Origin of the sequence: Vaginella massiliensis (assembly GCF_900089075.1) — a bacterium.
Lineage (GTDB): Bacteria > Bacteroidota > Bacteroidia > Flavobacteriales > Weeksellaceae > Weeksella > Weeksella massiliensis_A.
Genome location: NZ_LT593746.1, coordinates 470,354 through 496,574, shown reverse-complemented (window position 1 = coordinate 496,574; position 26,221 = coordinate 470,354). Strand labels below are relative to the sequence as shown.

General features: G+C 39.2%; 26 protein-coding genes. 17 read left to right on the top strand and 9 right to left on the bottom strand.

Features of this window, described 5'->3' with window-relative positions; genetic code table 11:
* The first annotated feature begins 1 nt into the window (after position 1).
* The 11 genes from BN8061_RS03560 (at position 2) to BN8061_RS03510 (ending at position 12,044) form a co-directional block, all read left to right on the top strand.
* Complete coding sequence (locus tag BN8061_RS03560) at positions 2–1,063, top strand: glycosyltransferase (protein WP_068596563.1); 1,062 nt, start codon at positions 2–4, stop codon at positions 1,061–1,063.
* A 222-nt stretch (positions 1,064–1,285) separates the two neighbouring features.
* Complete coding sequence (locus BN8061_RS03555) at positions 1,286–2,443, top strand: glycosyltransferase family 4 protein (protein WP_068596561.1); 1,158 nt, start codon at positions 1,286–1,288, stop codon at positions 2,441–2,443.
* A 120-nt stretch (positions 2,444–2,563) separates the two neighbouring features.
* A complete protein-coding gene (locus BN8061_RS03550; RefSeq protein WP_068597893.1) occupies positions 2,564–3,169 on the top strand; it encodes a sugar transferase in 606 nt (201 codons plus the stop codon).
* Positions 3,170–3,211: 42 nt separating this feature from the next.
* Positions 3,212–3,433 (top strand): hypothetical protein, encoded by a 222-nt coding sequence (locus tag BN8061_RS03545; protein WP_068597891.1) that lies wholly within the window; start codon positions 3,212–3,214, stop codon positions 3,431–3,433.
* A gap of 1 nt (position 3,434) precedes the next feature.
* A complete protein-coding gene (locus BN8061_RS03540) occupies positions 3,435–4,169 on the top strand; it encodes an ATPase (RefSeq protein WP_235802678.1) in 735 nt (244 codons plus the stop codon).
* Positions 4,166–4,777, top strand: a complete 612-nt coding sequence (locus tag BN8061_RS03535; RefSeq protein WP_068596558.1) for an acetyltransferase — start codon at positions 4,166–4,168, stop codon at positions 4,775–4,777. The genes BN8061_RS03540 and BN8061_RS03535 overlap by 4 nt, the downstream gene beginning before the upstream one ends.
* A 32-nt stretch (positions 4,778–4,809) precedes the next feature.
* A complete protein-coding gene (locus tag BN8061_RS03530; protein ID WP_068596556.1) occupies positions 4,810–5,946 on the top strand; it encodes a DegT/DnrJ/EryC1/StrS family aminotransferase in 1,137 nt (378 codons plus the stop codon).
* Between the two features lie 121 nt (positions 5,947–6,067).
* Positions 6,068–7,969, top strand: coding sequence for a polysaccharide biosynthesis protein (locus tag BN8061_RS03525; RefSeq protein WP_068596555.1), 1,902 nt, complete (start codon positions 6,068–6,070; stop codon positions 7,967–7,969).
* Positions 7,970–7,973: 4 nt separating this feature from the next.
* A complete protein-coding gene (locus tag BN8061_RS03520) occupies positions 7,974–8,732 on the top strand; it encodes a polysaccharide biosynthesis/export family protein (RefSeq protein WP_068596553.1) in 759 nt (252 codons plus the stop codon).
* A 1-nt stretch (position 8,733) separates the two neighbouring features.
* Complete coding sequence (locus tag BN8061_RS03515; protein WP_068596551.1) at positions 8,734–11,142, top strand: GumC family protein; 2,409 nt, start codon at positions 8,734–8,736, stop codon at positions 11,140–11,142.
* A 122-nt stretch (positions 11,143–11,264) separates the two neighbouring features.
* A complete protein-coding gene (locus tag BN8061_RS03510; protein WP_068596549.1) occupies positions 11,265–12,044 on the top strand; it encodes a hypothetical protein in 780 nt (259 codons plus the stop codon).
* Here BN8061_RS03510 and BN8061_RS03505 read toward each other — a convergent pair.
* From BN8061_RS03505 to panC, 3 genes are all read right to left on the bottom strand, one after another.
* Positions 12,028–13,050: a lysylphosphatidylglycerol synthase transmembrane domain-containing protein gene (locus BN8061_RS03505; RefSeq protein WP_068596547.1), complete on the bottom strand. Its 1,023-nt coding sequence runs from the start codon at positions 13,048–13,050 to the stop codon at positions 12,028–12,030. The two genes, BN8061_RS03510 and BN8061_RS03505, sit on opposite strands and share 17 nt — an antisense overlap.
* A gap of 19 nt (positions 13,051–13,069) precedes the next feature.
* Entirely contained in the window at positions 13,070–13,417 is a 348-nt protein-coding gene (gene panD, locus BN8061_RS03500) for an aspartate 1-decarboxylase (protein ID WP_068596545.1), read from the bottom strand.
* Between the two features lie 73 nt (positions 13,418–13,490).
* Entirely contained in the window at positions 13,491–14,333 is an 843-nt protein-coding gene (gene panC / locus BN8061_RS03495; protein WP_068596543.1) for a pantoate--beta-alanine ligase, read from the bottom strand.
* 119 nt (positions 14,334–14,452) lie between these two features.
* On the opposite strand from panC, the gene BN8061_RS03490 reads away from it, so the two are divergent.
* From BN8061_RS03490 to glmS, 3 genes are read left to right on the top strand one after another with little or no spacing between them, the layout of a single operon-like run.
* Positions 14,453–15,268, top strand: a complete 816-nt coding sequence (locus tag BN8061_RS03490; protein ID WP_068596541.1) for a glycogen/starch synthase — start codon at positions 14,453–14,455, stop codon at positions 15,266–15,268.
* A 17-nt stretch (positions 15,269–15,285) separates the two neighbouring features.
* Entirely contained in the window at positions 15,286–16,923 is a 1,638-nt protein-coding gene (locus BN8061_RS03485) for a DUF4270 domain-containing protein (RefSeq protein ID WP_068596539.1), read from the top strand.
* 6 nt (positions 16,924–16,929) lie between these two features.
* Positions 16,930–18,777 carry a glutamine--fructose-6-phosphate transaminase (isomerizing) gene (gene glmS, locus BN8061_RS03480; RefSeq protein ID WP_068596537.1) on the top strand — a complete coding sequence of 616 codons (1,848 nt, stop codon included), beginning with the start codon at positions 16,930–16,932 and terminating at the stop codon, positions 18,775–18,777.
* Between the two features lie 58 nt (positions 18,778–18,835).
* Here glmS and BN8061_RS03475 read toward each other — a convergent pair whose 3' ends face one another.
* Positions 18,836–19,408, bottom strand: coding sequence for a nitroreductase family protein (locus BN8061_RS03475; protein ID WP_068596535.1), 573 nt, complete (start codon positions 19,406–19,408; stop codon positions 18,836–18,838).
* A gap of 200 nt (positions 19,409–19,608) precedes the next feature.
* Between BN8061_RS03475 and BN8061_RS03470 the strand changes: the two genes are divergently transcribed.
* Positions 19,609–20,559: an aminodeoxychorismate synthase component I gene (locus BN8061_RS03470; RefSeq protein ID WP_068596533.1), complete on the top strand. Its 951-nt coding sequence runs from the start codon at positions 19,609–19,611 to the stop codon at positions 20,557–20,559.
* On the top strand, positions 20,543–21,142 hold the full coding sequence (locus BN8061_RS03465) for an aminotransferase class IV (protein WP_154662240.1): 600 nt from the start codon (positions 20,543–20,545) through the stop codon (positions 21,140–21,142). The genes BN8061_RS03470 and BN8061_RS03465 overlap by 17 nt, the downstream gene beginning before the upstream one ends.
* Here the strand turns inward: BN8061_RS03465 and BN8061_RS03460 are convergent.
* The 5 genes from BN8061_RS03460 to BN8061_RS03440 all read right to left on the bottom strand — a co-directional run bounded on the left by BN8061_RS03460 (position 21,132) and on the right by BN8061_RS03440 (position 25,113).
* Positions 21,132–21,629 (bottom strand): regulatory protein RecX, encoded by a 498-nt coding sequence (locus tag BN8061_RS03460; protein WP_068596530.1) that lies wholly within the window; start codon positions 21,627–21,629, stop codon positions 21,132–21,134. The two genes, BN8061_RS03465 and BN8061_RS03460, sit on opposite strands and share 11 nt — an antisense overlap.
* 88 nt (positions 21,630–21,717) lie before the next feature.
* Entirely contained in the window at positions 21,718–22,365 is a 648-nt protein-coding gene (gene rpe, locus BN8061_RS03455; protein WP_068597890.1) for a ribulose-phosphate 3-epimerase, read from the bottom strand.
* A 206-nt stretch (positions 22,366–22,571) separates the two neighbouring features.
* The gene (locus tag BN8061_RS03450; RefSeq protein WP_068596528.1) at positions 22,572–23,438 is read right to left on the bottom strand and encodes a sigma-70 family RNA polymerase sigma factor; all 867 of its coding nucleotides are present in this window, start codon (positions 23,436–23,438) and stop codon (positions 22,572–22,574) included.
* Between the two features lie 125 nt (positions 23,439–23,563).
* Positions 23,564–24,505 (bottom strand): formimidoylglutamase, encoded by a 942-nt coding sequence (gene hutG / locus BN8061_RS03445; RefSeq protein ID WP_068596526.1) that lies wholly within the window; start codon positions 24,503–24,505, stop codon positions 23,564–23,566.
* Positions 24,502–25,113, bottom strand: a complete 612-nt coding sequence (locus tag BN8061_RS03440) for a trimeric intracellular cation channel family protein (RefSeq protein WP_068596524.1) — start codon at positions 25,111–25,113, stop codon at positions 24,502–24,504. The genes hutG and BN8061_RS03440 overlap by 4 nt, the downstream gene beginning before the upstream one ends.
* 77 nt (positions 25,114–25,190) lie before the next feature.
* On the opposite strand from BN8061_RS03440, the gene BN8061_RS03435 reads away from it, so the two are divergent.
* Entirely contained in the window at positions 25,191–26,165 is a 975-nt protein-coding gene (locus BN8061_RS03435; RefSeq protein ID WP_068596522.1) for an endonuclease/exonuclease/phosphatase family protein, read from the top strand.
* Positions 26,166–26,221 lie beyond the last annotated feature (56 nt).

Below are 26,221 nucleotides of genomic sequence, written 5' to 3'. Positions count from 1 at the left end.
AATGAGCGATAGAATTGCAATAGTTTCTATAAGCGATCAGCTTGGAGGCGCCGAGCAGGTACTTTTTCAATTTGCAGAATATTATGCCACTCACGGCAATAATAACATCACCATCATTATTTGGGGTGCGAAAACCAATGATTTTTGGCAATCAATAAGCGAAACAATAAACGTCGTTTATTGCAACAAAAATGCGTTTACATTTTTAAGGGCAATTTGTAATGCTGCTTTCGATAAGGTATACTCTTCTCATCTGATGGTGAATGCTGGCTTGGGTTTTTTAAGAACTTTAAAACTTCTTAGAACCAAAAAACTAATCGTAAGAGAGTCAACCTCTGTGTTTGGACGATATACAGGTAAAAAATTATTCGGTTATAAATTAGCTTATAAGTTGGGATACAGAAATATTGACTTGGTCATTTGTCAGACAGATTTAATGAAAAGAGTTCTTTTAGAGCATTGTCATTATCTCTCTGGTCGTACTCAGGTGCACGTCATTCCAAACCCATTTAAATACCCCGGAAATGTTTCGCAGAACACGCCGATTGGTTCTAATGAAAAATTTATTGTTACGGCAGGAAGATTGATCCCCGAAAAAGGAGTTGATGTGCTCATTCATGCTTTTAAAGATGTTTTGAGTTTTTCGCCCAATTTGAAGTTGTTCATCTTAGGCGAAGGCGAACAAAGGGCTTTTTTAGAAAAGTTGATTGCCGATTTATCTTTGGTCGATCAGGTGAAATTGTTAGGGCATCAAAACAATGTTTATCCGTATTTCAAAAACGCGCAAGTATGTGTCGTTTCTTCTAGAAGAGAGGGGTTTCCTAATGTGCTGCTGCAAATGATGTCGCAAAACAACAAAGTGGTGAGTACGCTCTGTGCAGGTGGAATTCAAGAAATTCCAGGTGTTGAAAAATGCAAACCCGATGATGCAAATGCCTTGTCAAATGCAATTATTAAATCGTTGACAGATGATACAACCACCAATAGAGCGATGTTTGAAAAAGAGTTGAACAGTAGAGGTATAGAAGAATTTATGAGAAAAATTCATGGTTTTTTGTCGTAGCAACACAAAAGAGAGTATAAAAACAACCAACAATGCAAAACCAATCATCAAAAGATTTAGAAAACAATTTTCGGGATATACCTATAAGTAACCTAATTTCCGTAAACTTTTTGTGGTTATAACCCTAAAAAATACGAATAAAACCGTATTTCTATGGCTATTAAACTGGATAAAGCATTTGTACATCTCAGATTTTTTTATTAACAGAAACATTATAGTGAAATGACCCCTAAACTCATCCGCATCACCACCGTGCCGGTTTCCCTAAAAGGATTGTTGAAAGGACAATTGAAATTCATGTCGAACAATGGCTTCGAAGTGATAGGCGTTTCTAGCGCAGGCGAAGCTTTGGACGATGTTGCCAAAAACGAAGGCATCAAAACCATTGCAATAGAAATGACACGCTCGATAACACCCATCAAAGACCTAAAAGCGCTTGTCCAACTCGTACAATTGTTCCGTAAAGAAAAACCACAAATCGTTCACACCCACACGCCCAAAGCAGGCTTGCTGGGAATGATGGCGGCAAAAATAGCAGGAGTTCCGCACAGATTGCATACCGTTGCCGGCATGCCGCTCACGGTTGCCACCGGCGCCAAAAGACAATTGCTCAATCAAATGGAAAAACTGACCTATGCCTGCGCAACAAAGGTATATCCGAACTCGTTGGGCTTACAAAAAATAATTTTAGAAGAAAAATTTACCTCTCCACAGAAACTGAAAGTAATAGGCAAAGGCAGCTCGAATGGAATAGACACCTCGCAATTCGACCCGGCGTTGGTTACCGAAGAAACAAAAAGAGAAATGCGAAAAGATTTGGGTATTAAGGATGATGATTTCGTTTTTTTGTTTGTTGGGCGAGTGGTGAAAGATAAAGGGTTAAACGAGTTGGTAGAAGCGTTCAACAACCTTCACAGCAAAAATCCGAATGCGCATCTGGTAATCGTGGGCAACTTCGAAAGAGAACTCGATCCCTTAAAACCAGAAACAGAAAACCTGATCGATACGCATTCCAATATACATGCGGTTGGCTATAAAACCAATGTGATCGATTATTTTGCGATGGCAGATGTTTTGACATTCCCAAGTTATCGAGAAGGCTTTCCCAATGTAGTGATGCAAGCAGCAGCCATGCAACTGAACTGCATTGTATCCGACATTAATGGATGCAACGAAATCATTGCAGATGGCGATAACGGCTGGATTGTTCCAGTAAAAAACAGCGAATTGCTAGAAGAAAAAATGCAGTGGTGCCTCCACAACCAAAAACAATCTGAACAAATGGGACTAAAAAGCAGGGCAATCATGATTTCGAATTATGAACGGAAATATATCTGGAACGAAATATTAAAAGAATATCAGAAATTAGAAATGAGATAATGCCAGATATTCTACTTTTCGTCAATTCCATCATCCGAAAAAATTAATTAAATGAAAACACACAAAGGGTAAGATAAAAGGAAAAAAGCAATAAATTTGACACAAATGTTTTTCAAATCCATGTACAAAAACTATATCAAACGCCTATTCGATTTTTTTGCCGCTTTCTTCGGTTTGTTGCTATTAAGTCCTATCTTTTTGGTGGTGATGATTGCCCTGTATTTTGCCAACCAAGGCAAGCCTTTCTTTTTGCAAGAACGCCCAGGTTTGAACGAAAAGATTTTCAAGATCATTAAATTCAAAACCATGAACGATAAGAAAGATGCGAATGGAAACTTGTTATCCGATGCAGAACGATTAACGCCAATAGGCGCTTTTGTACGCAAAACATCTTTGGATGAAATTCCTCAACTAATCAATGTGCTCAAAGGCGATATGAGCCTGATTGGGCCACGTCCTTTATTGCCACAATATTTGCCATTGTATAATGAAGAACAAAAGCGACGGCACGAGGTGAGACCGGGCATCACCGGTTGGGCGCAAGTAAATGGGCGAAATGCCATTTCGTGGAAAAAAAAGTTCGAATTGGACGTATGGTATGTAGATCATGTGAGTTTCAAAACAGATTTAAAGGTTTTTTTTACCACCTTCAAAAAAGTATTTCAAAGTGAAGGCATCAGTCAAGAAGGTCAGGCAACCGCCGAACCTTTTAATGGGAATAACTAAATGAAGAATATTATGTATCTTTATAATATTAACAGATCTATTATGAAAACCTTAGAAGAAGTTGAAAAAAAAGATTTAGATCAGCTACAACAAAAAGCGGTAGCAAAAGCGATACGTGAAAACAAAGCCTTGAAATTAGCTTATAAAACAGTGGAGAACGGTCAATTGGTTGAAGTCGCTCCAGATGGTCGTAGAAGTGTTTTAGGTCGTGCTACTTTCAGTACAGTTAAAGTACAACAGAAAAGAATTAAACTAAAGAAATAAAGTGAAACGCTTTCGTATGTTTGCTGGTCCCAATGGCTCAGGTAAGTCAACCTTGATAAATGAAATTCAAAATAAATGTTTCATTGGTTCGTTTATTAATGCAGATATTATAGAACGAAAGTTTAACACTACTAACTTTATCGATTGTAATGAATATTTACCAATAACAGTAACTCAGGCTGATTGGGAAAGTTTTAAACCAATAATCTCGGCAGAAGATAAAAGAATCACTTCTGAAATATTAGACTCTATTGTACTTTCAGACGGTATTTTAACAACCGATTTTGATATTGACAGTTACACTGCATCTGTTGTAGCAGAGTTTCTTAGACATATCCTTTTGGAATGTGAAGAAACTTTTTCATTTGAAACCGTCATGTCCCATGAATCAAAAGTTGCCTTTCTAAATAAAGCGAAAGAAAAGGGCTTTAAAACATATTTATACTTCATTAGTACCAAAGATCCTTCGATTAATATAAACAGAGTTAATATCAGAAAAATTAAAGGTGGACATGACGTAGAAGATAACAAAATTGTAAATCGCTATTATAAATCTTTAGAATTATTTTCACAGGCTTTTTTAATTGCAGATCGAGCTTATATTTTTGACAATTCATCAGATAATCAAATGCAAAATGTTTTAATTGAAAAAAATGGAAATGATGTGGAGGTTTATGCAGATGAAATTCCGGAATGGGTTAAAATTTATTTATTAGATAAATTGAATACAGAATGAGTTTATATGTTTACGGAGCCAGTGGTCATGGAAAGGTAATTGCTGAAATAGCAGAAGAAAACGGTTTTGAAGTACAAGCTTTCATTGATACTGATAAAACTAAAATATCTATATTCAATTATAAAGTAGTACATCAAATCCCAACCGATGTATCCAATCTTATGATAGCAATCGGAAATAACCATATTCGAAAAAAAATCTCCGAAGAAAATAGTGATTTAACTTATCCTGTTTTAGTTCATCCGTCGACTAATATTTCCAAACGATCAAAAATAGAAATAGGAACAGTCGGAATGGCGGGAGTATCTGTAAATGCAGATGTAACAATAGGTAAACACTGCATTATAAACACGAATGCCTCCATTGACCATGATTGTACCATTCAAGATTTTGTTCATATTTCTCCAAATGTGGCTTTAGCAGGAAATGTAATTGTTGGCGAAGGTACACATATAGGAATCGGTGCATCTGTAATTCAGGGAATCAAGATAGGAAAATGGTGTACGATTGGCGCTGGTGCGGTTATTATTAAAGATGTTCCCGACGGTGCTACGGTAGTAGGTAATCCAGGAAAAATTATTAAGATTAATGAAATTACACATCAATAATAACTAACTTTGCAAAAAAATTACACAGAAAAATGACCGACAAAATCTGGTTATCTTCCCCTCACATGGGCGGTAACGAATTAAAATACATACACGAGGCATTTGATGCCAATTGGGTAGCACCTTTAGGGCCGAATGTTAATGGCTTCGAAGAAGACATCCGAAAATTTTTACAATCAGACGTTCAGGTGGCCGCATTATCAGCCGGCACTGCCGCACTTCATTTGGCGCTGATCGAATGCGGAGTTGGGTATGGCGATGAAGTCATTTGTCAATCGATGACGTTTTCGGCATCTGCCAATCCTATTGCTTACCAAGGAGCTACGCCCGTTTTTGTAGACTCTGAACCCGATACCTGGAATATTTGTCCCGTTGCGTTGGAAGAAGCGATTACAGACCGTATCGCAAAAGGCAAAACGCCAAAAGCCATTATTGCAGTCCATCTGTACGGTATGCCGTTCAAGGTAGAGGAGGTATTGGCAATTGCCAATCAATACAATATTCCAGTAATAGAAGATGCAGCAGAAGCCTTGGGGTCGACCTATAAAGGCAAAAAATGCGGTACTTTCGGTCGATTTGGAGCGCTGTCTTTCAACGGAAATAAAATTATCACCACTTCGGGTGGCGGAGCTTTGGTATGCCCAACCCAAGAAGATAAAGACAAAACGGTTTTCTTGGCGACACAAGCCCGTGACAACGCGCCACATTACCAACACTCGCATATCGGTTATAACTATAGAATGTCGAACATTACCGCCGGTATTGGACGTGGACAGATGGAGGTACTGGCAGATCGTGTAGAGGCTCGTCGCAAGATGAACAAATTTTATCAAGATTTGTTTGCAGAAGTGGACGGGGTGAAGGTTTTTACCGAACCAAGTTCCGATTACTACTCAAATCATTGGCTTTCTGCGATTACCATCGACCCGAAAATTGCTGGCATTACTAGAGAAGATTTGCGTTTAGCCCTGCTAGAAGACAACATCGAGTCTCGTCCACTGTGGAAGCCTATGCACATGCAACCGGTGTTTGCCAACGCACCTTATTATGGTGGCAAAGTAGCAGAACAGCTGTTTGAAAACGGATTGTGCTTGCCGTCTGGCTCTAATCTTACCGAGGAAGAGCGTGAGCGGATAAGTAGAATCATTCTAAAAACATTCAAAAAATAATAATTTCTATCGAATAGGGTGTGCTATTTGTTATATGGTATTGCCAAATTGTTTATTTTTATATTATTGTTGCAATTGGTAGCCTGTACTGTCAGGATAAATTAAATACATGTTGCTAAGTATGAGTGTTTTAAAACAGCGGCTAAAAAACGAAACTCCGAGAAGTGTCGTATTATTTATAGACCTTCTTATTGTTGGTGTGAGCTACATCATTGCCAACTTTATTTTCAATAGTTTCAAGGGTGATTTCGATCTCGATCGCATGGTGCATCGCTTACCGCTTATCCTCCTTGTCTATTTCATTGCCTTTATCCTGTTCAAACCATATAAAGGAATTATCAGGCAGACCACGCTTAACGATGCCAATAAGATATTTTATTCGAGCATTGTGAGCTGCATGACCTTATTACTGATAGGATATTTGGTACGCAACCATTTTTCAGCCATACCATGGCTTTACGTATTTAGATTTTCCTACTCAATTGTTGTTTTTCATGTTTTTATCTCCACGGTAATGATGGTGGTGAGCCGCGTACTGTACAAGAGTTTTTATCGGAATTACGTTTTACAAGCCTCGAGCAAAGTAAGATCAATTATCTATGGAGCGGGTGATTCTGGGTTGATTACGCTTGGTGTTTTACAAAACGATACGCTCAAAAGCCATATGGTCGTTGCTTTTGTAGATGATAACGAAAAAAAGCACTCCACAACGATACAGGGTGTGAAGGTGTTGAGCCCTAGTGTTTTAACCGAGTCCTTTGTAAGGAAAAACAGAATAGATCAAATCATTATTTCGATACAAAACATTTCGAATGCTGAGCTGTTTGAGATTACTAATCGATTGGAAAAATTACCCGTTGAAATCAAAATCATTCCTCCAGCGACCGACTGGTTAGACGGGAAATATTCTTCTAGGCAAATAAAATCTTTGAAAATTGAAGATTTGCTCGGCAGAAAACCAATTAACCTCAACAACCCAAAAATCAACGAAGACATTCGAGGCAAAGTGGTGATGGTAACGGGAGCGGCTGGCTCTATTGGGAGTGAGTTGGCGAGGCAAATTGCCCAAAAAGATTTCAAAAAATTGGTTTTGGTTGATATTGCCGAATCTGCCTTATACGATATTCAACAAGGCTTCAAATCAACCAATAGTGAAGAAACCTATTTTGTGATTGCCAACATTCGAGACCTCAAACGAATGGAACAAATTTTCAACCATTTTCGTCCAGATATTGTATTTCATGCCGCAGCATATAAGCATGTACCCTTGATGGAGCAATACCCTTTTGAGTCGATCAATACCAATGTCAGAGGTACAAAAAATGTGGCGGATTTAGCAGTGAAATACGGGGTTGAAAAATTTGTTATGGTCTCTACCGACAAAGCGGTGAATCCGACCAATGTGATGGGGGCCACCAAACGCATTGCAGAAATCTATGTAAGCTGCCTGAACAAAAAATCAAAAACCAATTTTATCACCACTCGTTTTGGTAATGTGTTGGGTTCCAACGGATCGGTGATTCCGTTATTCAAAAAACAAATCGAGGCTGGCGGTCCCCTGACGGTAACACACGAAGAGATTACGCGATATTTCATGACCATACCCGAGGCTTGCCAGTTGGTTTTGGAGGCGGCTATCATGGGGAAAGGCGGTGAGATTTTTGTGTTTGATATGGGTAAATCTGTAAAAATAATCGATTTGGCTAAAAGAATGATTGCCCTCAGTGGATTAAGGTATCCAGATGATATTGATATAAAAATCACGGGTTTACGCCCAGGTGAAAAAATTTATGAAGAACTTTTGGCGAATGATGAAAACACAGCCAAAACGCATCACGAAAAAATAATGATTGCTAAAGTGAGGGAATGTGACGATTTTATTGAGGATAAAATTGTAGACTTGACTATTTTTGCAAAACATAAATTCTCTGGACAAGAGAACATCGAATTGGTAAAACGTATAAAAGAAATCGTACCTGAATATATTTCACAAAATTCGGCTTACGAAGTATTAGACAAATAGATATATGGCAAATAAATTGAACAAATTTTTAGTGTGGTGCATTCCATTTCTGATTTTTTCTTGTGCATCGCGCGAGCAATTGGTATATTTTCAAGGAGATGAACAAGAACGGTTGAATTCTATCTACGAGCAAAGCATTCCCAAAATTCAGACCAATGATATATTGGCTATCTCTGTAACGGCGGCAGATGTAAGAGCTACAGAACCATTCAACCAGAGCAGTGTATATCAGACGCGCAGTTCTTCAGACGGAGTGTTTAGATCGACTTATACCGTGGATGAAAACGGAATGATCGATTTTCCGGTTTTGGGACAGATCAAATTGGGAGGATTAACCCGCACACAAGCCATCAACAAAATGCGAGCAGAGTTGTCGCGTTACATCAAAGACCCTGGGGTGAATTTGACCTTTACCAACTTCAGAGTGAGTGTGATGGGAGAAGTACAAAAGCCAGGAACATTTACATTGCCCAACGAAAGAGTTTCGATTTTAGAAGCCTTGAGTATGGCGGGAGATCTTACCATACAAGGGGTGAGAGAAAATGTAATGGTGATACGCGAGCAGAATGGTGTGAAAGAAACGCACCGCATAAACCTTACCTCAAGAGAGGCGTTGGATTCGCCCGTTTTCTATTTGGCACAAAACGACGTGGTGTACGTAGAACCGAATCGATCTAAAATTCAATCGTCGGTGGTGAATTATTCAATATTTGTATCGATAGCCGGTATAATTATTTCAGTAATTTCTGTATTATCAAGATAACATGACATCAAATAATAAGAACTTAGATTTTGAAAGTCAAACGACTGCAGACGAATCGATCAATTTCAGAAAGCTCTTAGAGCAATATGCCTATTATTGGAAATGGTTTATACTCTCGATAGTTTTGGCGTTATTAGGAGCCTTCTTGTATTTGCGCTATGCCACGCGAGAGTATGCTGTAGATGCAAAAATATTGTTGAGCGAACACAAAAACGTTTCATCAGAATTAGCAGCTTTGGGAGATGCTGCCACAATGTTGGGCGACGGTGGTAATGCGGTGGTGTCCGACCAAATAGATGTTTTGAAGTCGAGACGTCTCATGCTCAAAGTTGTACAAGACCATCAGTTGCACAAGCGTTATTACAGAAGTGGACGCATCAAAGAAGCAGAAGTGCTCGAATCCGATTCTCCGGTGAAAATCTCTTTTCTGAATGACACTTTGGCCTACAACGATGATTATTTGGGGAGCATTTCGATCAAAATAAAAGATCAAAGCAATCTTGCGATAGAAGAAAGTAGCATTGCCGAGAAAGGTACCTACAAAATTGGTCAAAAAATTCCGAGTAGAATTGGCGATTTCATCGTCATACCCAATAAAGATTTTAATGATAATATCGGAACGCAGATGGTGATCAACGTCTCTCCGATTATGAGCACGGTGAACTATTACCGTTCCAAATTGAATGTTGAGCCAAACTCGGACAAATCATCCATGATTGTAAATCTTGGAATGATAGACAACCTAAAACCAAGAGCATTGCTCGTCGTCAACTCGATTATAGATGTTTACAACAAAGACATTACCAACGATGCCGATAGGCTCATCAAAACAACAACCAAATTCATCAACGATCGTTTGGCGTTGGTTACAGGCGATTTGGCAGACGTCGATCGAGATTTGGAATCGTACAAAAGATCGAACGACATCACCGATGTAAGTTCGGAAGCCAACATATTTTTGCAATCTGCGGCAGATAATGAGAAAATAGTTTTGGATTATTCTACCCAATTGCAAATTGCAGACTATGTAAATGGAGCGGTGACAGCAGGTCGAAACGATCTTTTACCGTCTAACATCGGAATCAACGACCCTGGGATTTCGTCTCAAATAAACAAGTACAACGAGTTGATGCTCGAAAAGCAAGACATGTTGAAATCGATGACTGAAGACAACCCTGCTATACAACCGTTGAACGAGAGTATCAAAGATCTACGACAATCGATAAGACAAAGTTTGAACATCTACCGCAACAACATGCGTACAGCTTTGGGTAGTGTACAAGCCAAACAAAGTCAGATCAAAGGTCAAATCAAACAACTACCTTCAAAAGAGAGAGGATTTCGAGACATTTCGAGACAACAACAAATTGTAGAGGCCTTGTATTTGTTTTTATTACAAAAACGAGAAGAGGCAGAAATCAAAGCTTCGGCAACGCCAGACAACATCAAAATCATAGATCGAGCTTTCGGCAACAACCGACCAGTATCACCCAAGAGCAACATCGTTTATTTAGGTGCGCTGATTTTAGGTACGCTTTTACCGTTTGCGGTATTATACATCAAATTTATGTTGGATAATAAGGTCAAAGACAAATCAGATTTTGAAGGAATGGTCAATGCGCCAATTGTCGGAGAGATTCCAACATCAGATAAAAATATCATCGAAGAAAACGATCGCAGCAGCTTGGCAGAAGCGTTTCGTATTCTACGCACCAATATCAATTTCTTGTTACCACAAAAACAAGAAGGATCCAATGTTATTTTCGTAACCTCTACGGTAAGTGGCGAAGGGAAATCCTTTGTATCGACCAATATGGCGCAGGTGTTGACCATGTCCAACAAAAAAGTGCTATTGATCGGGGCAGATATACGTTCGCCAAAAGTGCTCGATTATTTGGGAATTGTAGACCAGGCACGCTTTACTAAAGGAATCACAGAGTTCTTGATCGATCGCTCGTTGAACCCCGAAGAAATCATTATCCAACATCCGAATCCTTATCAGTTCGATGTGATTTATTCTGGAATCATCGCACCAAACCCGTCAGAATTGTTGATGAATGGGCGATTCAACGAAATCATCGAGTACGGTAAACAACATTACGATTATGTTTTGGTCGATACCGCTCCGGTGTCGTTGGTGACCGATACCATGTTGATTGCCGACCAAGCAGATTTGACGATTTATGTTGCAAGGTCTAATTATTTAGATAAACGAATGATTCCGTACATCAAAGAATTGTCTGAAGAGCGTAAGCTGAAAAACATGGCAATCTTGATCAACGATGTCGATTTCCAGAAAGGTTATGGCTACGGATATGGTTATGGCTACGGATATGGCTACGTAAAATCGGCGCAGCCATGGTACAAAAACATCATCAAAAACATCCAAAAGATTTTCAAACGCAAATAATGAAACTCTGCTTCGGCAGAGTTTTTTGTTTAAACCATGTAAGGAAACTGATAAAGTTTTGTTAAAAACTCATTTTCAGCCGTTTCGATTTATAGATTTGATAATTGTTGAAAACACACACTATGCAAAAAACTTTACTCTTGTTCCTACTCTTGTTTTCGATGAGTTCGTTCGGACAAATGATTACGGGTAAAATCATCATCGATGATCCCATCGAGGGTTACGATCAATTGCACGGTATCCAAATAGAAAATTTGCGGAATAATGCCAAAACGCAATCCAACCAAAACGGTTTGTTTTCTATAAAGGTCGAAACAAACGATGTCGTACAGATTTCTTCCGACTGGACCAAAGAGCGTCAGATCAAAATTTTGCCCGAGATGATAAAAAGAGGATATTTCGAAGTCCATCTCAACATCAACCTCATCGAGTTAGACGAAGTTCGCCTGCATAGCGTATCGAAGGTTCTGAAAGACAATGTAAAGCCTACAGACGACGCCATCATCAGTCTGTATCGAAATCTTGGATTAGACCCACGCCTGCGAGATATAAAGGTGAATCCGTACAGCAGCAGCATGGTCAATTCGGGCGGAATTTTAGATCCGATAGCGTTGATAGGCACCTTGACGGGTTACCGTAAAAAAATGCAAAGACAATACAACTATTTCCGACATGCCGATCAAATAGACGCATTGATTCTTTACCTTACGGTGGATTATTATGTAGAATTTCTGAAAATACCAGAACACAAAATTCGCCAATTTACCGAATATGTCATCGATACAAGAAGTCTGAAAAATCAGTTGAAATCTTCGCAATACGAAATAATCAGAGAAAATCTCTACCAAGAAGCGTCAAACTTTTTAGCCTTGATTTTGAACGAATCTATGCCGGCCGACTAGACTTGGATTGGCGAGCAATATAAATCATCGCGAGCAAACCAAAACCAATCATCGAGATGATCTGCGCGAGGTATAAAATCAGCCCGAAATAATCGCCTATTTTCCTACCCAATGCCTCTTGGCCGTTGTTCAAACTATACATTGCAGCAAAGGCAATCGACATGATGTATGGATAACCGAGACCGCCAGTTACAGGCAAAATCATTCCAAAAGAACCTGCCACCAAAAGAAATAATCCTTCTTTCAGCCCGAGATTCGAGGTGTCTGGAAAGGCAAAGAACACCACGTAGGTCATCAGAAAATAACAAATCCATAAGAGAACAGACCAACCCACAAATTCGCTACGACGCTTCAGTTTCAATATTGAATTCAATCCTTCTACAATTCCTAATAAGAACAATTTTACTTTCTTGAAAACCTTGTTTTTTACAATCTTTTTCCAAAATAACGCACTAAGGATTGCCAACAATACAAAGACGCCTAATCCTAAATAAACATAAGAAAAATTGGATGAAGTTGCTGGCTGACTACCCTTTTCTAAATTTCCTAAACTGAAGAATCGAAGAAGTAAATCATAATTCAGCACAAAACACAATCCGATTACCAACAGCAGGCAAACCAAATCTATGACTCGTTCTAGCACAATCGTCCCAAAGGTTTTGTCTATGGGAACCTGAGCCGTTTTGTACAGCGAAGTAGCACGGGCAACCTCACCACTTCTTGGAATTGTGAGATTCATAAAATAAGAAAAGGCAATCGACCAAAAATTACTTGCCGTTTTGGGGTATAATCCAATAGGATTTAAAAGTAAATTCCAGCGTTTGGCGCGTATCCAATAGGTGAAAATACTGATTGCCATCGACAAGAGAATCCAAAAGTAATTGGTTTGTTTCAGTACCGATTGTACATGGTGAAAATCTATTTTCTTAGCCGTGATATAAATAAAAAAAACAGCAAAACCTATAGCAATTACCAAGAAAAGCAGCTGTTTGAGTTTGGCTGTCATGTATTTTTAGATAAAAAAATTAATTCAACTGATTGTTTTCGTTCGGAAAAACAATTGTAGGCTCGAAGGTTTTCGCTTCTTCGTAATCCATCATGGCATATGCGATGATGATGATGGTATCGCCAACCTGTACACGTCTAGCAGCAGGCCCATTCAAACAGATTTCGCCACTGCCTTTTTTACCTTTGATTACATAAGTCTCGAATCGCTCTCCATTTTCTTGCACCACGATTTGTACTTTTTGACCCACCAAAATATTAGAAGCAGCCAACAAATCTTCGTCGATGGTAATGCTTCCTATGTAATTCAATTTTGCGTCTGTCACCTTTGCTCGGTGAATTTTAGACTGAAAAACTTCTATCATCATAATGTTGCAAAGTTAGGGTATTCTTTCAAAATCAAGACCATTTAGACGCTTTTTTTAGTTCCATTGCTTTGAATCAGAATGCGATATTATCGATCAGTCGTATGTCGCCTGCATAGGCAACGACAAACCCCCTTGCAGGAGTCATCGCGTCGAATTGGGTGAGCGGTAACAATTTCTTTTCGTCGGTGATCTCGAAATATTCTAAATCGAATGATGAGGATGCAAAGCTTTCTACAACAAAATTTTTAACTTCTTCTACCGATTTACCCTCGTTTTTCAGTGTTTTGGCTTGTTGCAAGGTGTTGTAAATAAAAGGCGCAGCTTCTAAAAATTCTGGCGTGAGTCTGGCGTTGCGAGAGCTCAATGCTAAGCCCGTTTCGGCTCTATGTATAGGCATTGGAACAATTTGTACCGCAAGCTTTTCTTGTTTCACCATTTCTTGTATAATGCGTATTTGCTGAAAATCTTTCTCACCAAAATAAGCTCTGGTCGGCTGTGTGATTTTCAACAGTTTAGACACCACGGTTGCAACACCGTCGAAATGTCCGGGTCTGAATTTCCCTTCCATCACCTTTTCTATTCCACCAAAATCGTACTTCTTGGCTTGTTCGTCTGCCTCGTACAGGTCAGCTACAGCAGGTATATAAACAGCGTCGCAATCGTTTCTGATGAGCATTTCGAGGTCGGCCTCTTCGGTGCGTGGATATTTGGCAAGGTCTTCTGCGTTGTTGAATTGCGTTGGATTTATAAAAACACTCACAATGACCGCATCGTTGTCCTTTTTTGCCTGTTGTACCAATGACATGTGCCCGTCGTGCAAAGCCCCCATTGTAGGCACAAAACCTATGGTTTTATGCTCGGCGAGAAGGGCATTTACGAATTGCTTGAGGTCTGCTTGGAATCGAAATATTTTCATGATTGTCAGTTGTTAAAAAAAAACTAAATTCAGGACAAAGCTAAATATATCAAAAGAAATGTCAATAATATTTCGTAATTTTGTGACCTACTTTTATACATTAGGAAAAGAGAATCATTATGCAAGGTAAGAGAATTTTGTATGTGACTACCGAAATGGTGCCATACTTTCCTGAAAATCCAATGTCTTCACAAGCCTTGAGCTTACCAAAAATGATGCAAAGTAACGGAGCAGATGTGCGTATTTTCATGCCGAGATTTGGGGTGATCAACGAGCGCCGTCATCAATTGCACGAAGTCATTCGATTGTCGGGGATGAACATGATAATTAATGATATCGATCAACCGCTCATCATCAAAGTTGCGTCTGTTCCCAATGAGAGACTTCAGGTTTATTTTATCGATAACGAAGAGTATTTCAAACGCAAAGAACTCTATACCACCAAAGACGGAGAGTTTGCACCAGACAATGACGAACGTGCAATATTTTTTGCGAAAGGAATTTTAGAAACTGTGAAAAAACTGAACTGGAAACCCGATGTGGTGCACGTTATGGGTTGGATGGCTGGTGTGGTTCCGTTGTATTTACGAAAATATTATCACGATGACCCTTTCTTTGAAGATACCAAAATTGTGGTTTCGTTGTATGACAATGGTTTCGAAGGAGAAATGAATCCAGATTTTGTCAACAAATTGGCTTTCGACCGTGTTGCAGATGAGGTGAAAAAATACCTCGAGAAGCCCGATCATTTAGGGGTGATCCAAGCATCGATAGAATATGCAGATGCCTTGGTAAAAGGAGAAGAGAAAATTCCGACCGCGATAGAAGATTACATTAAAAACAAAAATTTACCGTTGTTAGATTATCAACTTGGCAACACTACAAATGAGGTTTACAGCCAATTTTATAGAGAAGAGGTAATCAACGAAAACTAAACGAATATCAGTATTACATGAAGAAATTATTGAATGGCTTGACTATCGCAACAACCTTGTTCTTGGGTTCTATAATGTTGCAATCGTGCGAAAACGAACCCTTGACGGTTGGTGATGAATTGGTTGGGACAGGAGCTACAGGCGCTAAGCTCGAGATGGATTTGGTGGCTTACAACACCACTACCGATACCATTTTGTCTAACCAAAAAGTATTGAAAAATGCCGTGCTGGGTGTATTTGATGAGCCAGTATTTGGCAAAAGTAAAGCTAAACTATTTACTCAGGTACGTTTATCGTCGAGCAATCCTTCGTTTGGGAATAATCCGGTGGTCGATTCGGTTGTTCTACGCATTCCAGTTTATTACAAAGACAAGCCCGTAGACCAAGATACCATCAAGATTTATACGGCTCCTGAAGGTGATACGACCAAAAAAGACACCATTTGGTATAAGAATATCTACGAAATGGACTCGATTTATGGAAACAAAGAAGCCACAATGCGATTGAATGTTCGTGAGATAAATACCGTCTTGTTGTATGATACGGCTTATTTTTCGAATAGAAATTATCGATCGCGTGATCAAATCGACGTATTGCCAACCATTCTTGGGTCTGCAACGGTGAAAAAAACAGTACAACAGAATATCATCAGTCTGAAAGACGATTCGAAACCAATCCACGAGGAGAAAGTTTCTATAAAAATTCCGTTGGATAAAGACTTTTTTACCCTAAAAATCTTGAACAACCGTTTCAACGGAAATCTTAGTGACAATGCCACCTTCGTTCGCAATGTGTTGCGAGGTTTGGAGCTTTCGGTAGAAGATGAAAATGGTTTTTACTTTCAGTTCAATCCCAATCAATTGGATCTAAGAATGTATTATACCGAAGACAATTCGAATACTTCCGATACCGAGAATCCAAGAGTTCAGAAAACGCTTACTTTTTCTTTTGATAATTATTGGACCGAAACCGCAGCGGGCTATACCGTTCAGATCAACCAATTCGACCACACTCGCGGTGCAGAATTGTTGAATGCCGTGCAAAATCCGAACAGAGAAAGAGGATCAGAAAAATTATACCTCAACGGTATGGATGGAACTAGGATCAATGTGCTTTTCAACCAAGACGATCTCAACAATTTGAAAACACAAATCAAAGCCAATAATTGGTACATCACAGGAGCAAAAGTTGTGCTCAACGTAGATCAATCTTATGCCGATCTCAAACAAAAAGCACCTTACTTGCTCGCATGGAATCGTTACAAATCACAAGGGTCGTATGTAGAAAAATTGTATTCGGATCTTACGAGGTATTATACCGATAACCCATTGAATCCTAATGGATTTGTGAATGTTTATCCAAGCAATGTTCATTTCAATCCAATCTATAACTTCAAAAAAGACGAGGGGCGATATGAGTTGGATATTACCGATCACATCAAAAGTATTCTCGAAAGAAATGAGGTTTTTGAAGATCAGCAAATGGTGATTTCGATGGGGAATTTCTTATTGAATAAAAACGCTGAAATTTTATCTAAAACCAACCCTTATGCCAACGACCGTGTGAGCTCTCCATATCGATTGGTTTTCCATGGAAACTTGTCAGCAGATCAAGAAAAGAAACTTAAACTAATAATATATTACACTCAAAAATAAACGTATATGTGTGGAATTGTCGGATATATTGGGTATCGGGAAGCATACCCAATCATCATCAACGGATTGAAAAGATTGGAGTACCGCGGCTATGACAGTGCCGGTCTTGTACTTGCCGATGATCATAATTTCGAATTGGTAAAAACCAAAGGAAAGGTTTCTGATTTAGAAAATAAAAGCGAAGGAATCAATAAAACGCCAACCGTAGGTATAGGGCATACACGTTGGGCAACCCATGGTGCTCCAAATGACGTGAACTCACACCCACACTTGAGCAACAATGGGCGTATTGTGTTGGTACATAACGGAATTATTGAGAACTACGATACCATCAAACAATTGTTGCTCGAAAAAGATTTTGTTTTTCATAGTGATACCGATACTGAAGTTTTGGTAAATTTTATTCAATATTTACAAGACGAGAATAATTTGAACCTTTCAGATGCGGTACGCCTTGCCCTTAACCAAGTTATCGGCGCCTATGCGATTGCAGTACTAGACAAAACCGAAGCAAACGAAATCGTTGTTGGGCGTTTGGGCTCACCGCTGGCAATAGGTATTGGTAAAGACGAATTCTTTATCGCGTCTGACGCTTCTCCGTTTATCGAATTTACCAAAGATGCCGTTTACCTAGACGATGGTGAGATGGCAACAATCAAACTGGGTCAACAAGTTGATATTCGTAAAATAGAAAGCAATAGCGAAGTTGCTCCAAACATCCAAGAACTGCAGTTGAATATCGAAGAAATCGAAAAAGGAGGTTATGAACACTTCATGTTGAAAGAGATTTACGAGCAGCCACGCTCTATACACGACACCTTGAGAGGTCGACTTTTGGTAGAGGAAGGCATCATCAAAATGGCAGGAATTTGGGATCATCAAGAAAAATTCTTAAATGCAAAACGCATCATTATCGTAGCTTGCGGAACTTCTTATCACGCAGGTTTGGTAGCCGAATATATGATCGAAGATTTTGCACGAATTCCAGTAGAAGTAGAGTATGCCTCAGAGTTCCGTTACCGCAATCCAATCATCAAAAAGAATGATGTGGTGATTGCGATTTCGCAATCTGGAGAAACAGCCGATACTTTAGCTGCCTTGAAATTGGCAAAAGAAAACGGTGCCTTTATTTTTGGTATCAACAATGTGGTAGGATCTTCCATTGCACGCATTACAGACGCAGGCGCATATACGCATGCTGGACCAGAGATTGGTGTAGCGTCTACAAAAGCATTCACCGCTCAGCTTACCATTCTTGCCTTGATCGCTATAAAATTAGGAAAACATAAAGGAAAATTATCCAACGAACGTTTCAACTTGTTGATTCGCGAATTGGAGCAAATACCATCTAAGGTTGCCAAGATTTTGGAGAATTGTGAGGGTGTGATCGAACCGATTGCAGAGAAATATAAAAATAATCGAAATGCAATCTATCTTGGTAGAGGATACAATTACCCATCGGCTTTAGAAGGTGCACTTAAATTGAAAGAAATCTCTTACATCCACGCCGAGGGTTATCCGGCTGCAGAAATGAAGCACGGGCCAATCGCTTTGTTGGACGAGAATATGCCAGTTATTGTAATTGCAACCAAAAAAGGCTATTACGAAAAAGTGGTATCCAACATTCAAGAAATCAAGTCGCGTAGTGCAAAAGTTATCGCAATCGTGAACGAAGGCGACGAACAAGTGGTAAGCATGGCAGATGATTATGTGGTAATTCCAGAGACAGAAGAAGAATTCTCGCCAATCTTAGCCGCAATTCCGTTGCAGTTGTTGTCTTATTGGATTGCCGTGAAATTAGGTAAAAATGTCGATCAACCGCGCAACTTAGCAAAATCTGTTACAGTTGAATAAGCGCAAATCAAGACTAATCTAAATATAAAATCCGTCTCTGCAGACGGATTTTTTTATACTAATACGACAAGTATTTCACCTTCTCCTCAATCGGATTTCGGGTTGCAAGACGTTCTCTGGGATCGACTTTTCCCATGTAAAAAATTCCCACACACTTCTCGCCGTCTTCCATCGGGGTGTATTCCTCCATATTGGCAATAATGTTTAGGGGCGAAGACCAATAACAACCAATATTCATGGTTGCGCACATCAGCCACATATTTTGCACCGCCATTGCCGTAGCGGCAAGCTCTTCCCATTCGGGTACTTTCTGAGTGTCTTGTAACGAAATCAACAAAATCGTGTCGGAGCGATCGCACTTCTCAGCAAGGTCGTGTATTTTTCTTTCGCTGAGTTTTTCGGGATCGGTCGATTGGATGTAAACCCTTTTCATAAACTCCTTCAATCTATTTTTGGCATCGCCTTTCACTACTTTGAATCGCCATGGTTCTGTCTTTTTGTGACTCGGAGCCCAATTCGCCGCTTCCAAAATCAAGCTCAATTCTTCGGCTGTAATTTCGCTTCCATTGTATTCGACAGGGTAAATTGATCGTCTATTTTTTATAATTTCTAATAAATCGCTGTGCATCATTCGACTTTTTTTTTGAATTATTCATTAGACAAATGTACTAAACAAAAAGTGAACGCATCGCAGAACTCAAATTAGAAAAACGCACTCGACATCAACTCGTTGGGTCTGATTCTCGAATTTCACTTTTTAAAACTTTTTTTATAGCTTTACCAAGCTTTGGCATATTCGAAACAAAACGATATCTTGGCGCTAATATTATAATGGAATATAAGAGAATAATCGAACAGATGAATGCGTGGGGAGCTCAAAAAGAACCCTTTTTTTTCATGATTAATTTTGAGAAAACCGAAGGAGAAATTTTCAAATTGAATCAGTTTCCCAAATCCATTTGCTACGAAATAGAAGGCAAGGCTCAACCGAAAAATCAACCCATCGAATTTCAGAAATCTCCCATAGCATTCGAGTTGTATTTACAAAAGTTTCAATCGTTGCACCAGGCGATTCTTCGCGGCGATTCGTACTTGTTAAATTTTACACAACCAACCAAAATAGAAACGACCCATTCGTTGGTCGAAATCTACCATACTGCGAAGGCAAAATTCAAATTATTGACGCCAAACTTCGTGTGTTTCTCTCCAGAGCGATTTGTGAAAATTTCGGACAATCAGATCTTTTCATATCCTATGAAAGGCACGATAGATGCTACAATTCCCAACGCCAAAGAAAAACTGCTGAACGACGAAAAAGAAGCTGCTGAGCATGCTACGATTGTAGATCTTATACGCAACGATTTGAGTTTGGTTGCCGAAAATGTGGAGGTGAAACGCTACCGTTATATCGATCAGTTGAAAACCAATCAGCACGATTTGTTGCAAGTGAGCTCAGAAATTGTCGGAAAATTACCAGCAAACTACACATCAAAACTTGGAGACATTTTCGATGCACTGTTACCTGCTGGATCAATTTCTGGTGCACCAAAAAAGAAAACAGTAGAGCTGATTCTCGAAAACGAAGGCTATGATCGCGGTTATTATACGGGTGTTTTTGGCGTTTTCGATGGTGAAAATTTAGACAGCGGTGTTTTGATCAGGTTTATCGAAGAAATTGACGGACAATGCTTTTACAAAAGCGGAGGAGGAATTACGCACAAAAGTGATGCTCATAGCGAATACAACGAAATGATTCAAAAAATATATGTACCCTTATATTGAAACCATTTGCCTCATCGACGGGATACTCAGAAATTTGCGTTTCCATAATCGTCGGATGAATCTTACCCGAAAAATGATTTTTGGGTCGCTCAACTTTATCGACCTCCAAAACTGCATTCAGATTCCAGAAAAATTCCGCACGGGCAAGTATAAAGTAAGAGTTTTGTACACCCAAGACATCATCGATATTCACATTCATGAGTATCAGATTGTGCCAATCGAAACACTCAAAGCAGTAGAAATGCGACAAGATTTCACGTATTTTTACAAATCGTCTCAACGCCAATACTTTGCAACCTTGTTGAACGAGCATAATTGCCACGACCTTATTTTGATGAGAAACCGTGTGCTCACTGATACCACCTATACGAACCTCATTTTTTTTGATGGAGCACGATGGTTTAGCCCGAAGCAATGTCTGTTGGCCGGATGTATGCGACAAGCACTTTTGGAAGAAGGAAAAATCGAATTGGCAACCATAAGGCTTGACGACCTGAAAAGCTTTAGGTCGTTCAAACGAATCAATGCCATGATGAATTTTGATGAGGCGCAAGAATTACCAATTTCGGCCATTATTTTCTAAACAAATCATTCAGAACGTCTTGTATCAAGTCGTATTCGTAGCCTTTGTAGGCTAAAAAATTTTTGATTTTGAGTTGTTTTTTGAATGAATCACGCTCGGCTTTTAGCAAATTGTACTTTTTATGGGCAAGCTGTTGTAAGGTCGCGAAATATTGTTCCGAGTCGATCTGTGTTTCTAAGGCTTCTCGAATCATTTTTTCTGGAATTTGTCTTTTCTTGAGCTCAATTTTCAAGCGATTTCGACCCCAATTTTTTTGATTGAATTTTCCTCGCACAAAAGTCTCTGTGAATCGTTGTTCGTTGATAAAACCGTATTGATACAATTTGGTAATGATTTCCTCTTTTGCTTCCGGAATCAAATCGAAGCCGTTTAATTTTTGTTCAACCTCCCAATGACAACGATCCTGATAAAGACAGTATTTTGCCATTTTATCTTTAATCTCGTTGAGGGTAAAGCTTTTGTTGCCTCGTTTTTCGTTGGATTCCATGTTTTGAATAAATTGAAAAACTTGTTTGAAGTCAAAAAAATCCTGTCCCTTTGTAGAACAGGATTGGATTATTTTTTTAGAACATTTTTCAGCTATTAAACAATTGTTCGATGTACAATTCAGGATTGTCGGCGTTGAAAACTGCACTACCTGCAACCAAAGCATCAGCGCCAGCAGCAACAAGTTTTGGTGCGTTGTCAATGTTCACGCCGCCGTCTATTTCTATAATCAAATTGGGGTTGTGAACAGCTTTCATTTCAGCCAATTTTTCAATTTTTCGATAGGTGTTTTCTATGAATTTCTGTCCGCCAAACCCAGGATTCACACTCATAATCAGTACCAAATCCAAATCGGCAATCACGTCTTCTAATACCGACACCGGCGTGTGTGGATTGAGGGCAACTCCCGCTTGCATCCCTTCGGTCTTGATGGCTTGTATACTACGATGTAGGTGAGTGCTCGCCTCGAAATGTAGGGTGAGAATATCGGCGCCAATGGCTTTGAAGGTCGAGATGTAACGCTCTGGTTGCACAATCATAAGATGAACATCGAGCGTTTTATCGGTCAATTGATTGATGCGTTCGATAATGGGCATTCCGTACGAAATGTTGGGCACAAAAACGCCGTCCATTACGTCTAAATGAAACCATTCTGCTTTGGAGTTATTTACGAGTTGAATATCTTGGGCAAGATGTGCAAAATCTGCTGCTAAGATCGATGGGGCAATAATTGGCATTGTTTTTTGTTTTGTTTGTGATGCAAATTTAGGATTAAAAAGAGCATCAAAAAAACTTTGTTGCCATTTCACACAGTCAGCAGAAAAATCTTTGTTTTTTGTTGGTATAGCCGATTGTATATTTTTGATTTTTTCATCATTGAAATGGATATTTAAAAAAAAAGCAACCCCAAAAGGATTGCTTAGTCATTAAATAAATCTAAAAATTATTTCCCGATATAGGTTTTCAAGATTTTAGATCTTGAAGTGTGTTTCAATCTTCTGATTGCTTTTTCTTTAATCTGACGCACACGTTCTCTGGTAAGATCAAACGTTTCACCAATTTCTTCCAATGTCATGGGATGTTGACCATTCAACCCGAAATACAATCGAATAAGATCTGCTTCTCTTGGTGTCAACGTTTGCAAGGCACGTTCGATCTCTACTCTCAAAGATTCCATCATCAAAAGCGTGTCTGGAGATGGCGATTCGCCAATGTTGAGAACATCGTAAAGGTTAGAATCTTCTCCTTCGACCAAAGGAGCGTCCATCGATACGTGGCGACCCGAGTTTTTCAATGATTCTTTTACGTCGCTTTCCGACATGTCTAGAACTTCTGAAATTTCTTCAGCCGATGGGGCACGTTCGTGTTCTTGCTCCAACAAAGCATAAGCTTTATTGATTTTGTTGATCGATCCGATTTTGTTGAGTGGCAAACGTACTATACGCGATTGTTCAGCCAAAGCTTGTAAGATAGATTGACGTATCCACCAAACTGCGTAGGAGATGAATTTGAATCCTCGTGTTTCATCAAATCGCTGTGCAGCCTTTATCAAACCTAAGTTTCCTTCGTTGATCAAATCGGGTAAACTCAATCCTTGGTTTTGATATTGTTTTGCTACCGACACCACAAAACGTAAATTTGCTTTGGTTAGCTTTTCCAATGCTACTCGATCACCAGCCTTGATGCGTTGAGCCAATTCAACCTCTTCTTCTGCTGTGATTAAATCTACTTTACCAATTTCTTGCAAATACTTGTCTAATGATGCGGTTTCGCGATTCGTAACCTGTTTGGTGATTTTAAGCTGTCTCATTGAACAATGACCTTATAAAAAGTTAATTAATAAATACTATTTTAACCAACACATTTCATCGAACTATTTCATTCGACTGTTCTATGGTATACGAATGAAACTCGCAAAAGGTTACAATATTTTGATTAATATAAATATTTTATGATTTCGTTCACCATTTGAGCGGCAAGTTTTGCTGTTCTTTGATCGATGTCGTAGGTCGGATTGAGTTCTACCACATCAAACAACTTCACTTTTCCGCTATTCAACAACAGCTTGATGAGGTATTTCACCTGGAAAGGAGTCAAGCCGTTGATGCTTGGCGCGCTTACTCCAGGCGCAAAGGCTCCGTCGAAAACATCCATATCCAAACTTAGATAAATTGTGTCGTTTTGGGCGATAAATTGTTTGAGTTGATCTAAAACCTGATTGAGGTTGGCGTGAATTTCATCGGCCATGATGTATTGGGTGCCAAACTCATCTGCTCTATTGAAAAGTGCTTGCGTATTTCCATTTTCTTGCAACCCGATCACGAGATATTGAAAGGGCATGTTGTTGCTTTTGCAATAGTCGTGCATTTCGTAGAATGGCGTTCCAGAGGTAGAAATAGGGTTGGGTTTTCGCAGGTCGAAGTGCGCATCGATATTGATGATTGTAATCGAAGGAGCGTGTTTTGCGAGGGCAAGAAAGTTGCCCAAAGCAGTTTCGTGACCACCTCCCAAAACAATGGGTAGTTGATTGTTTTCAATGATTTTCGAAACGATTTCAATTTGTTTTTCTCTCGCCATTTCGAGCATTTTATCGTCGCAAACAATGTTTCCGTAATCCGAAACTTTTGTTTTTTCGTGGTCAAAATGAACAGGCAAATTTGCCAAGGCTTTTCTGATTTCATTTGGGGCGTTTTTGGCGCCAACTCGGCCTTTGTTTCGCGCTACACCTTCATCAGATTCAAATCCGACCAAAACTTTCGAACACGCAAGCTCTGCGGTATATTCTGTGATGATTTGATGTAAGCGAAGTCCGCCTAGTCCATCTTCTTCGTCCAAACGGCCAGTCCAAATAGAGGAATCGAATTTTTTAATAATCATTCTTTGTAAAATTTAGGTAAGGAAATGTTGTATTTCACGGTGATTAATCGAATGGCGATGATGACAGAGCCCGAGATGATGAAGTTGAGGTTACGATCCAAACCAAAACCATCGAGCAACAAATACAGGATTCCGCCTACGATACAAGCCGTTGCGTAGATTTCTTCCATAAAAATTAGTGGAGTTTTGTTGATGAGCGTATCGCGAAGCACGCCGCCCATCACAGCCGTAAACATACCCATGAGCACCGCAATGAAATTATTTGCACCAAAACTTTGCGCTTTTTCCAAGCCCACAATCGTGAACAATGCCAAACCAAGCGTATCGAAAAGCACTAGGGTTTTACGCCATTTGTCGAATGTTTTGTAAAACACACCGGTAAAGAGAATGCCTGCAAACACCGCATAAATGATATTCATATCATCGAACCAAACCAGCGGTTTGCTACCCAGAAAAAGATCGCGTAAGGTACCGCCACCAATTGCCGTTACAAAGGCACAGAATGCAATGCCGAACCAATCGTGTTTCTGCCGTTCGTTTCCAGCTAAAGCACCAGAAATGGCAAAAACAAAAACCCCAAATAGCTCGAAGATGTATTGTACTGTCATATTCTTTATCTTTGTTGCGAGATCACCGCATGGTTACGCTTGTGGGATAAATCTTAGCTTAATATAAAATTTCTATTTTGAATCATCTAACTTTTGCTTTCTATAATGTCGAAAATTTTTATGCACGGCACGATTTTTCGACAGATCAACCATCCTATATTATAGGAAATAAGCAAAAATGGAACGATTCGCGTTACGCCCACAAACTTACACAGATTTCTACAGTTTTGTATCATATCGGTCGACAAGAAACCAATCAATCTCCTGCGGTAATTGGTTTGGCCGAAATAGAAAACGAATCGGTTTTAGAAGATCTTATCACCCATCCAAAACTCAAAAACCAGCGGTACGATTATGTGTTTTACGATTCGTTGGACGAACGGAAAATTAACGTGGCTTTTTTGTATAAAAAAGAGTTCGTGGAGATTTTGCATTCAAAACCTTTGCGATTGGTTTTCAAAGATGCAAATGGTTTGCGAAGTTATACCCGAGATATTTTGACGGTAAAAACCAAGTTGGGCGATGAGATTGTTTATTTTTTTGTTTTACATCTTCCGTCTAAGCGAGACGCAGCGCTCAATCTTCACAAAAGAGCTTTGCTATTGCAACGAATGCGTAGCGAAATAGACCAAATTTTTGAGCTAGACGCCGATGCTAACCTGGTGATAATGGGTGATTTCAACGATACGCCAACCAATTCGAATCTGATTGATATTTTGCAAACACGCGCAGTAGAAAGTCAGCTCGTAAAAAAAGAACTCTTCAATCCGTTTGTGAAAATGATGCGATTCAGTTCTGGGACATTGGTGTATAAAAAACAATGGCTGATCTTTGATCAAATGTTGTTTTCGAAAAGTTTTGTATCGAAATCGCATTCAATTCGATGGCAAACATCAAAAATATTCAACCCAAATCCATTGTTGAATTTGCCTGATAATGAGCGAAATAACCCAATCAGAACCTATGATGGTAAAAAATATATGGGTGGACCAAGCGATCATTTTCCTATTTTTAGCATAATTAGCCTTAAATTTGCTTTTAATAGGAATTAAGGAAGGCGGATGGTTTTGAAGATTTTGTAATTTCTTATAAAATCATTCTTTATAAA

Bases quoted from the DNA above. Each gene is read 5' to 3' on its own strand.
- BN8061_RS03440 (WP_068596524.1), bottom strand. From the start codon at position 25,113: ATGACAGTACAATACATCTTCGAGCTATTTGGGGTTTTTGTTTTTGCC.
- BN8061_RS03465 (WP_154662240.1), top strand. From the start codon at position 20,543: ATGTACCCTTATATTGAAACCATTTGCCTCATCGACGGGATACTCAGA.
- panD (WP_068596545.1), bottom strand. From the start codon at position 13,417: ATGATGATAGAAGTTTTTCAGTCTAAAATTCACCGAGCAAAGGTGACA.
- BN8061_RS03475 (WP_068596535.1), bottom strand. From the start codon at position 19,408: ATGATGCACAGCGATTTATTAGAAATTATAAAAAATAGACGATCAATT.
- BN8061_RS03520 (WP_068596553.1), top strand. From the start codon at position 7,974: ATGGCAAATAAATTGAACAAATTTTTAGTGTGGTGCATTCCATTTCTG.
- panC (WP_068596543.1), bottom strand. From the start codon at position 14,333: ATGAAAATATTTCGATTCCAAGCAGACCTCAAGCAATTCGTAAATGCC.
- rpe (WP_068597890.1), bottom strand. From the start codon at position 22,365: ATGCCAATTATTGCCCCATCGATCTTAGCAGCAGATTTTGCACATCTT.
- BN8061_RS03535 (WP_068596558.1), top strand. From the start codon at position 4,166: ATGAGTTTATATGTTTACGGAGCCAGTGGTCATGGAAAGGTAATTGCT.
- BN8061_RS03545 (WP_068597891.1), top strand. From the start codon at position 3,212: ATGAAAACCTTAGAAGAAGTTGAAAAAAAAGATTTAGATCAGCTACAA.
- hutG (WP_068596526.1), bottom strand. From the start codon at position 24,505: ATGATTATTAAAAAATTCGATTCCTCTATTTGGACTGGCCGTTTGGAC.
- BN8061_RS03560 (WP_068596563.1), top strand. From the start codon at position 2: ATGAGCGATAGAATTGCAATAGTTTCTATAAGCGATCAGCTTGGAGGC.
- BN8061_RS03510 (WP_068596549.1), top strand. From the start codon at position 11,265: ATGCAAAAAACTTTACTCTTGTTCCTACTCTTGTTTTCGATGAGTTCG.
- BN8061_RS03485 (WP_068596539.1), top strand. From the start codon at position 15,286: ATGAAGAAATTATTGAATGGCTTGACTATCGCAACAACCTTGTTCTTG.
- BN8061_RS03490 (WP_068596541.1), top strand. From the start codon at position 14,453: ATGCAAGGTAAGAGAATTTTGTATGTGACTACCGAAATGGTGCCATAC.
- BN8061_RS03555 (WP_068596561.1), top strand. From the start codon at position 1,286: ATGACCCCTAAACTCATCCGCATCACCACCGTGCCGGTTTCCCTAAAA.
- BN8061_RS03460 (WP_068596530.1), bottom strand. From the start codon at position 21,629: ATGGAATCCAACGAAAAACGAGGCAACAAAAGCTTTACCCTCAACGAG.
- BN8061_RS03470 (WP_068596533.1), top strand. From the start codon at position 19,609: ATGGAATATAAGAGAATAATCGAACAGATGAATGCGTGGGGAGCTCAA.
- BN8061_RS03505 (WP_068596547.1), bottom strand. From the start codon at position 13,050: ATGACAGCCAAACTCAAACAGCTGCTTTTCTTGGTAATTGCTATAGGT.
- BN8061_RS03515 (WP_068596551.1), top strand. From the start codon at position 8,734: ATGACATCAAATAATAAGAACTTAGATTTTGAAAGTCAAACGACTGCA.
- BN8061_RS03530 (WP_068596556.1), top strand. From the start codon at position 4,810: ATGACCGACAAAATCTGGTTATCTTCCCCTCACATGGGCGGTAACGAA.
- BN8061_RS03550 (WP_068597893.1), top strand. From the start codon at position 2,564: ATGTACAAAAACTATATCAAACGCCTATTCGATTTTTTTGCCGCTTTC.
- BN8061_RS03525 (WP_068596555.1), top strand. From the start codon at position 6,068: ATGAGTGTTTTAAAACAGCGGCTAAAAAACGAAACTCCGAGAAGTGTC.
- BN8061_RS03450 (WP_068596528.1), bottom strand. From the start codon at position 23,438: ATGAGACAGCTTAAAATCACCAAACAGGTTACGAATCGCGAAACCGCA.
- glmS (WP_068596537.1), top strand. From the start codon at position 16,930: ATGTGTGGAATTGTCGGATATATTGGGTATCGGGAAGCATACCCAATC.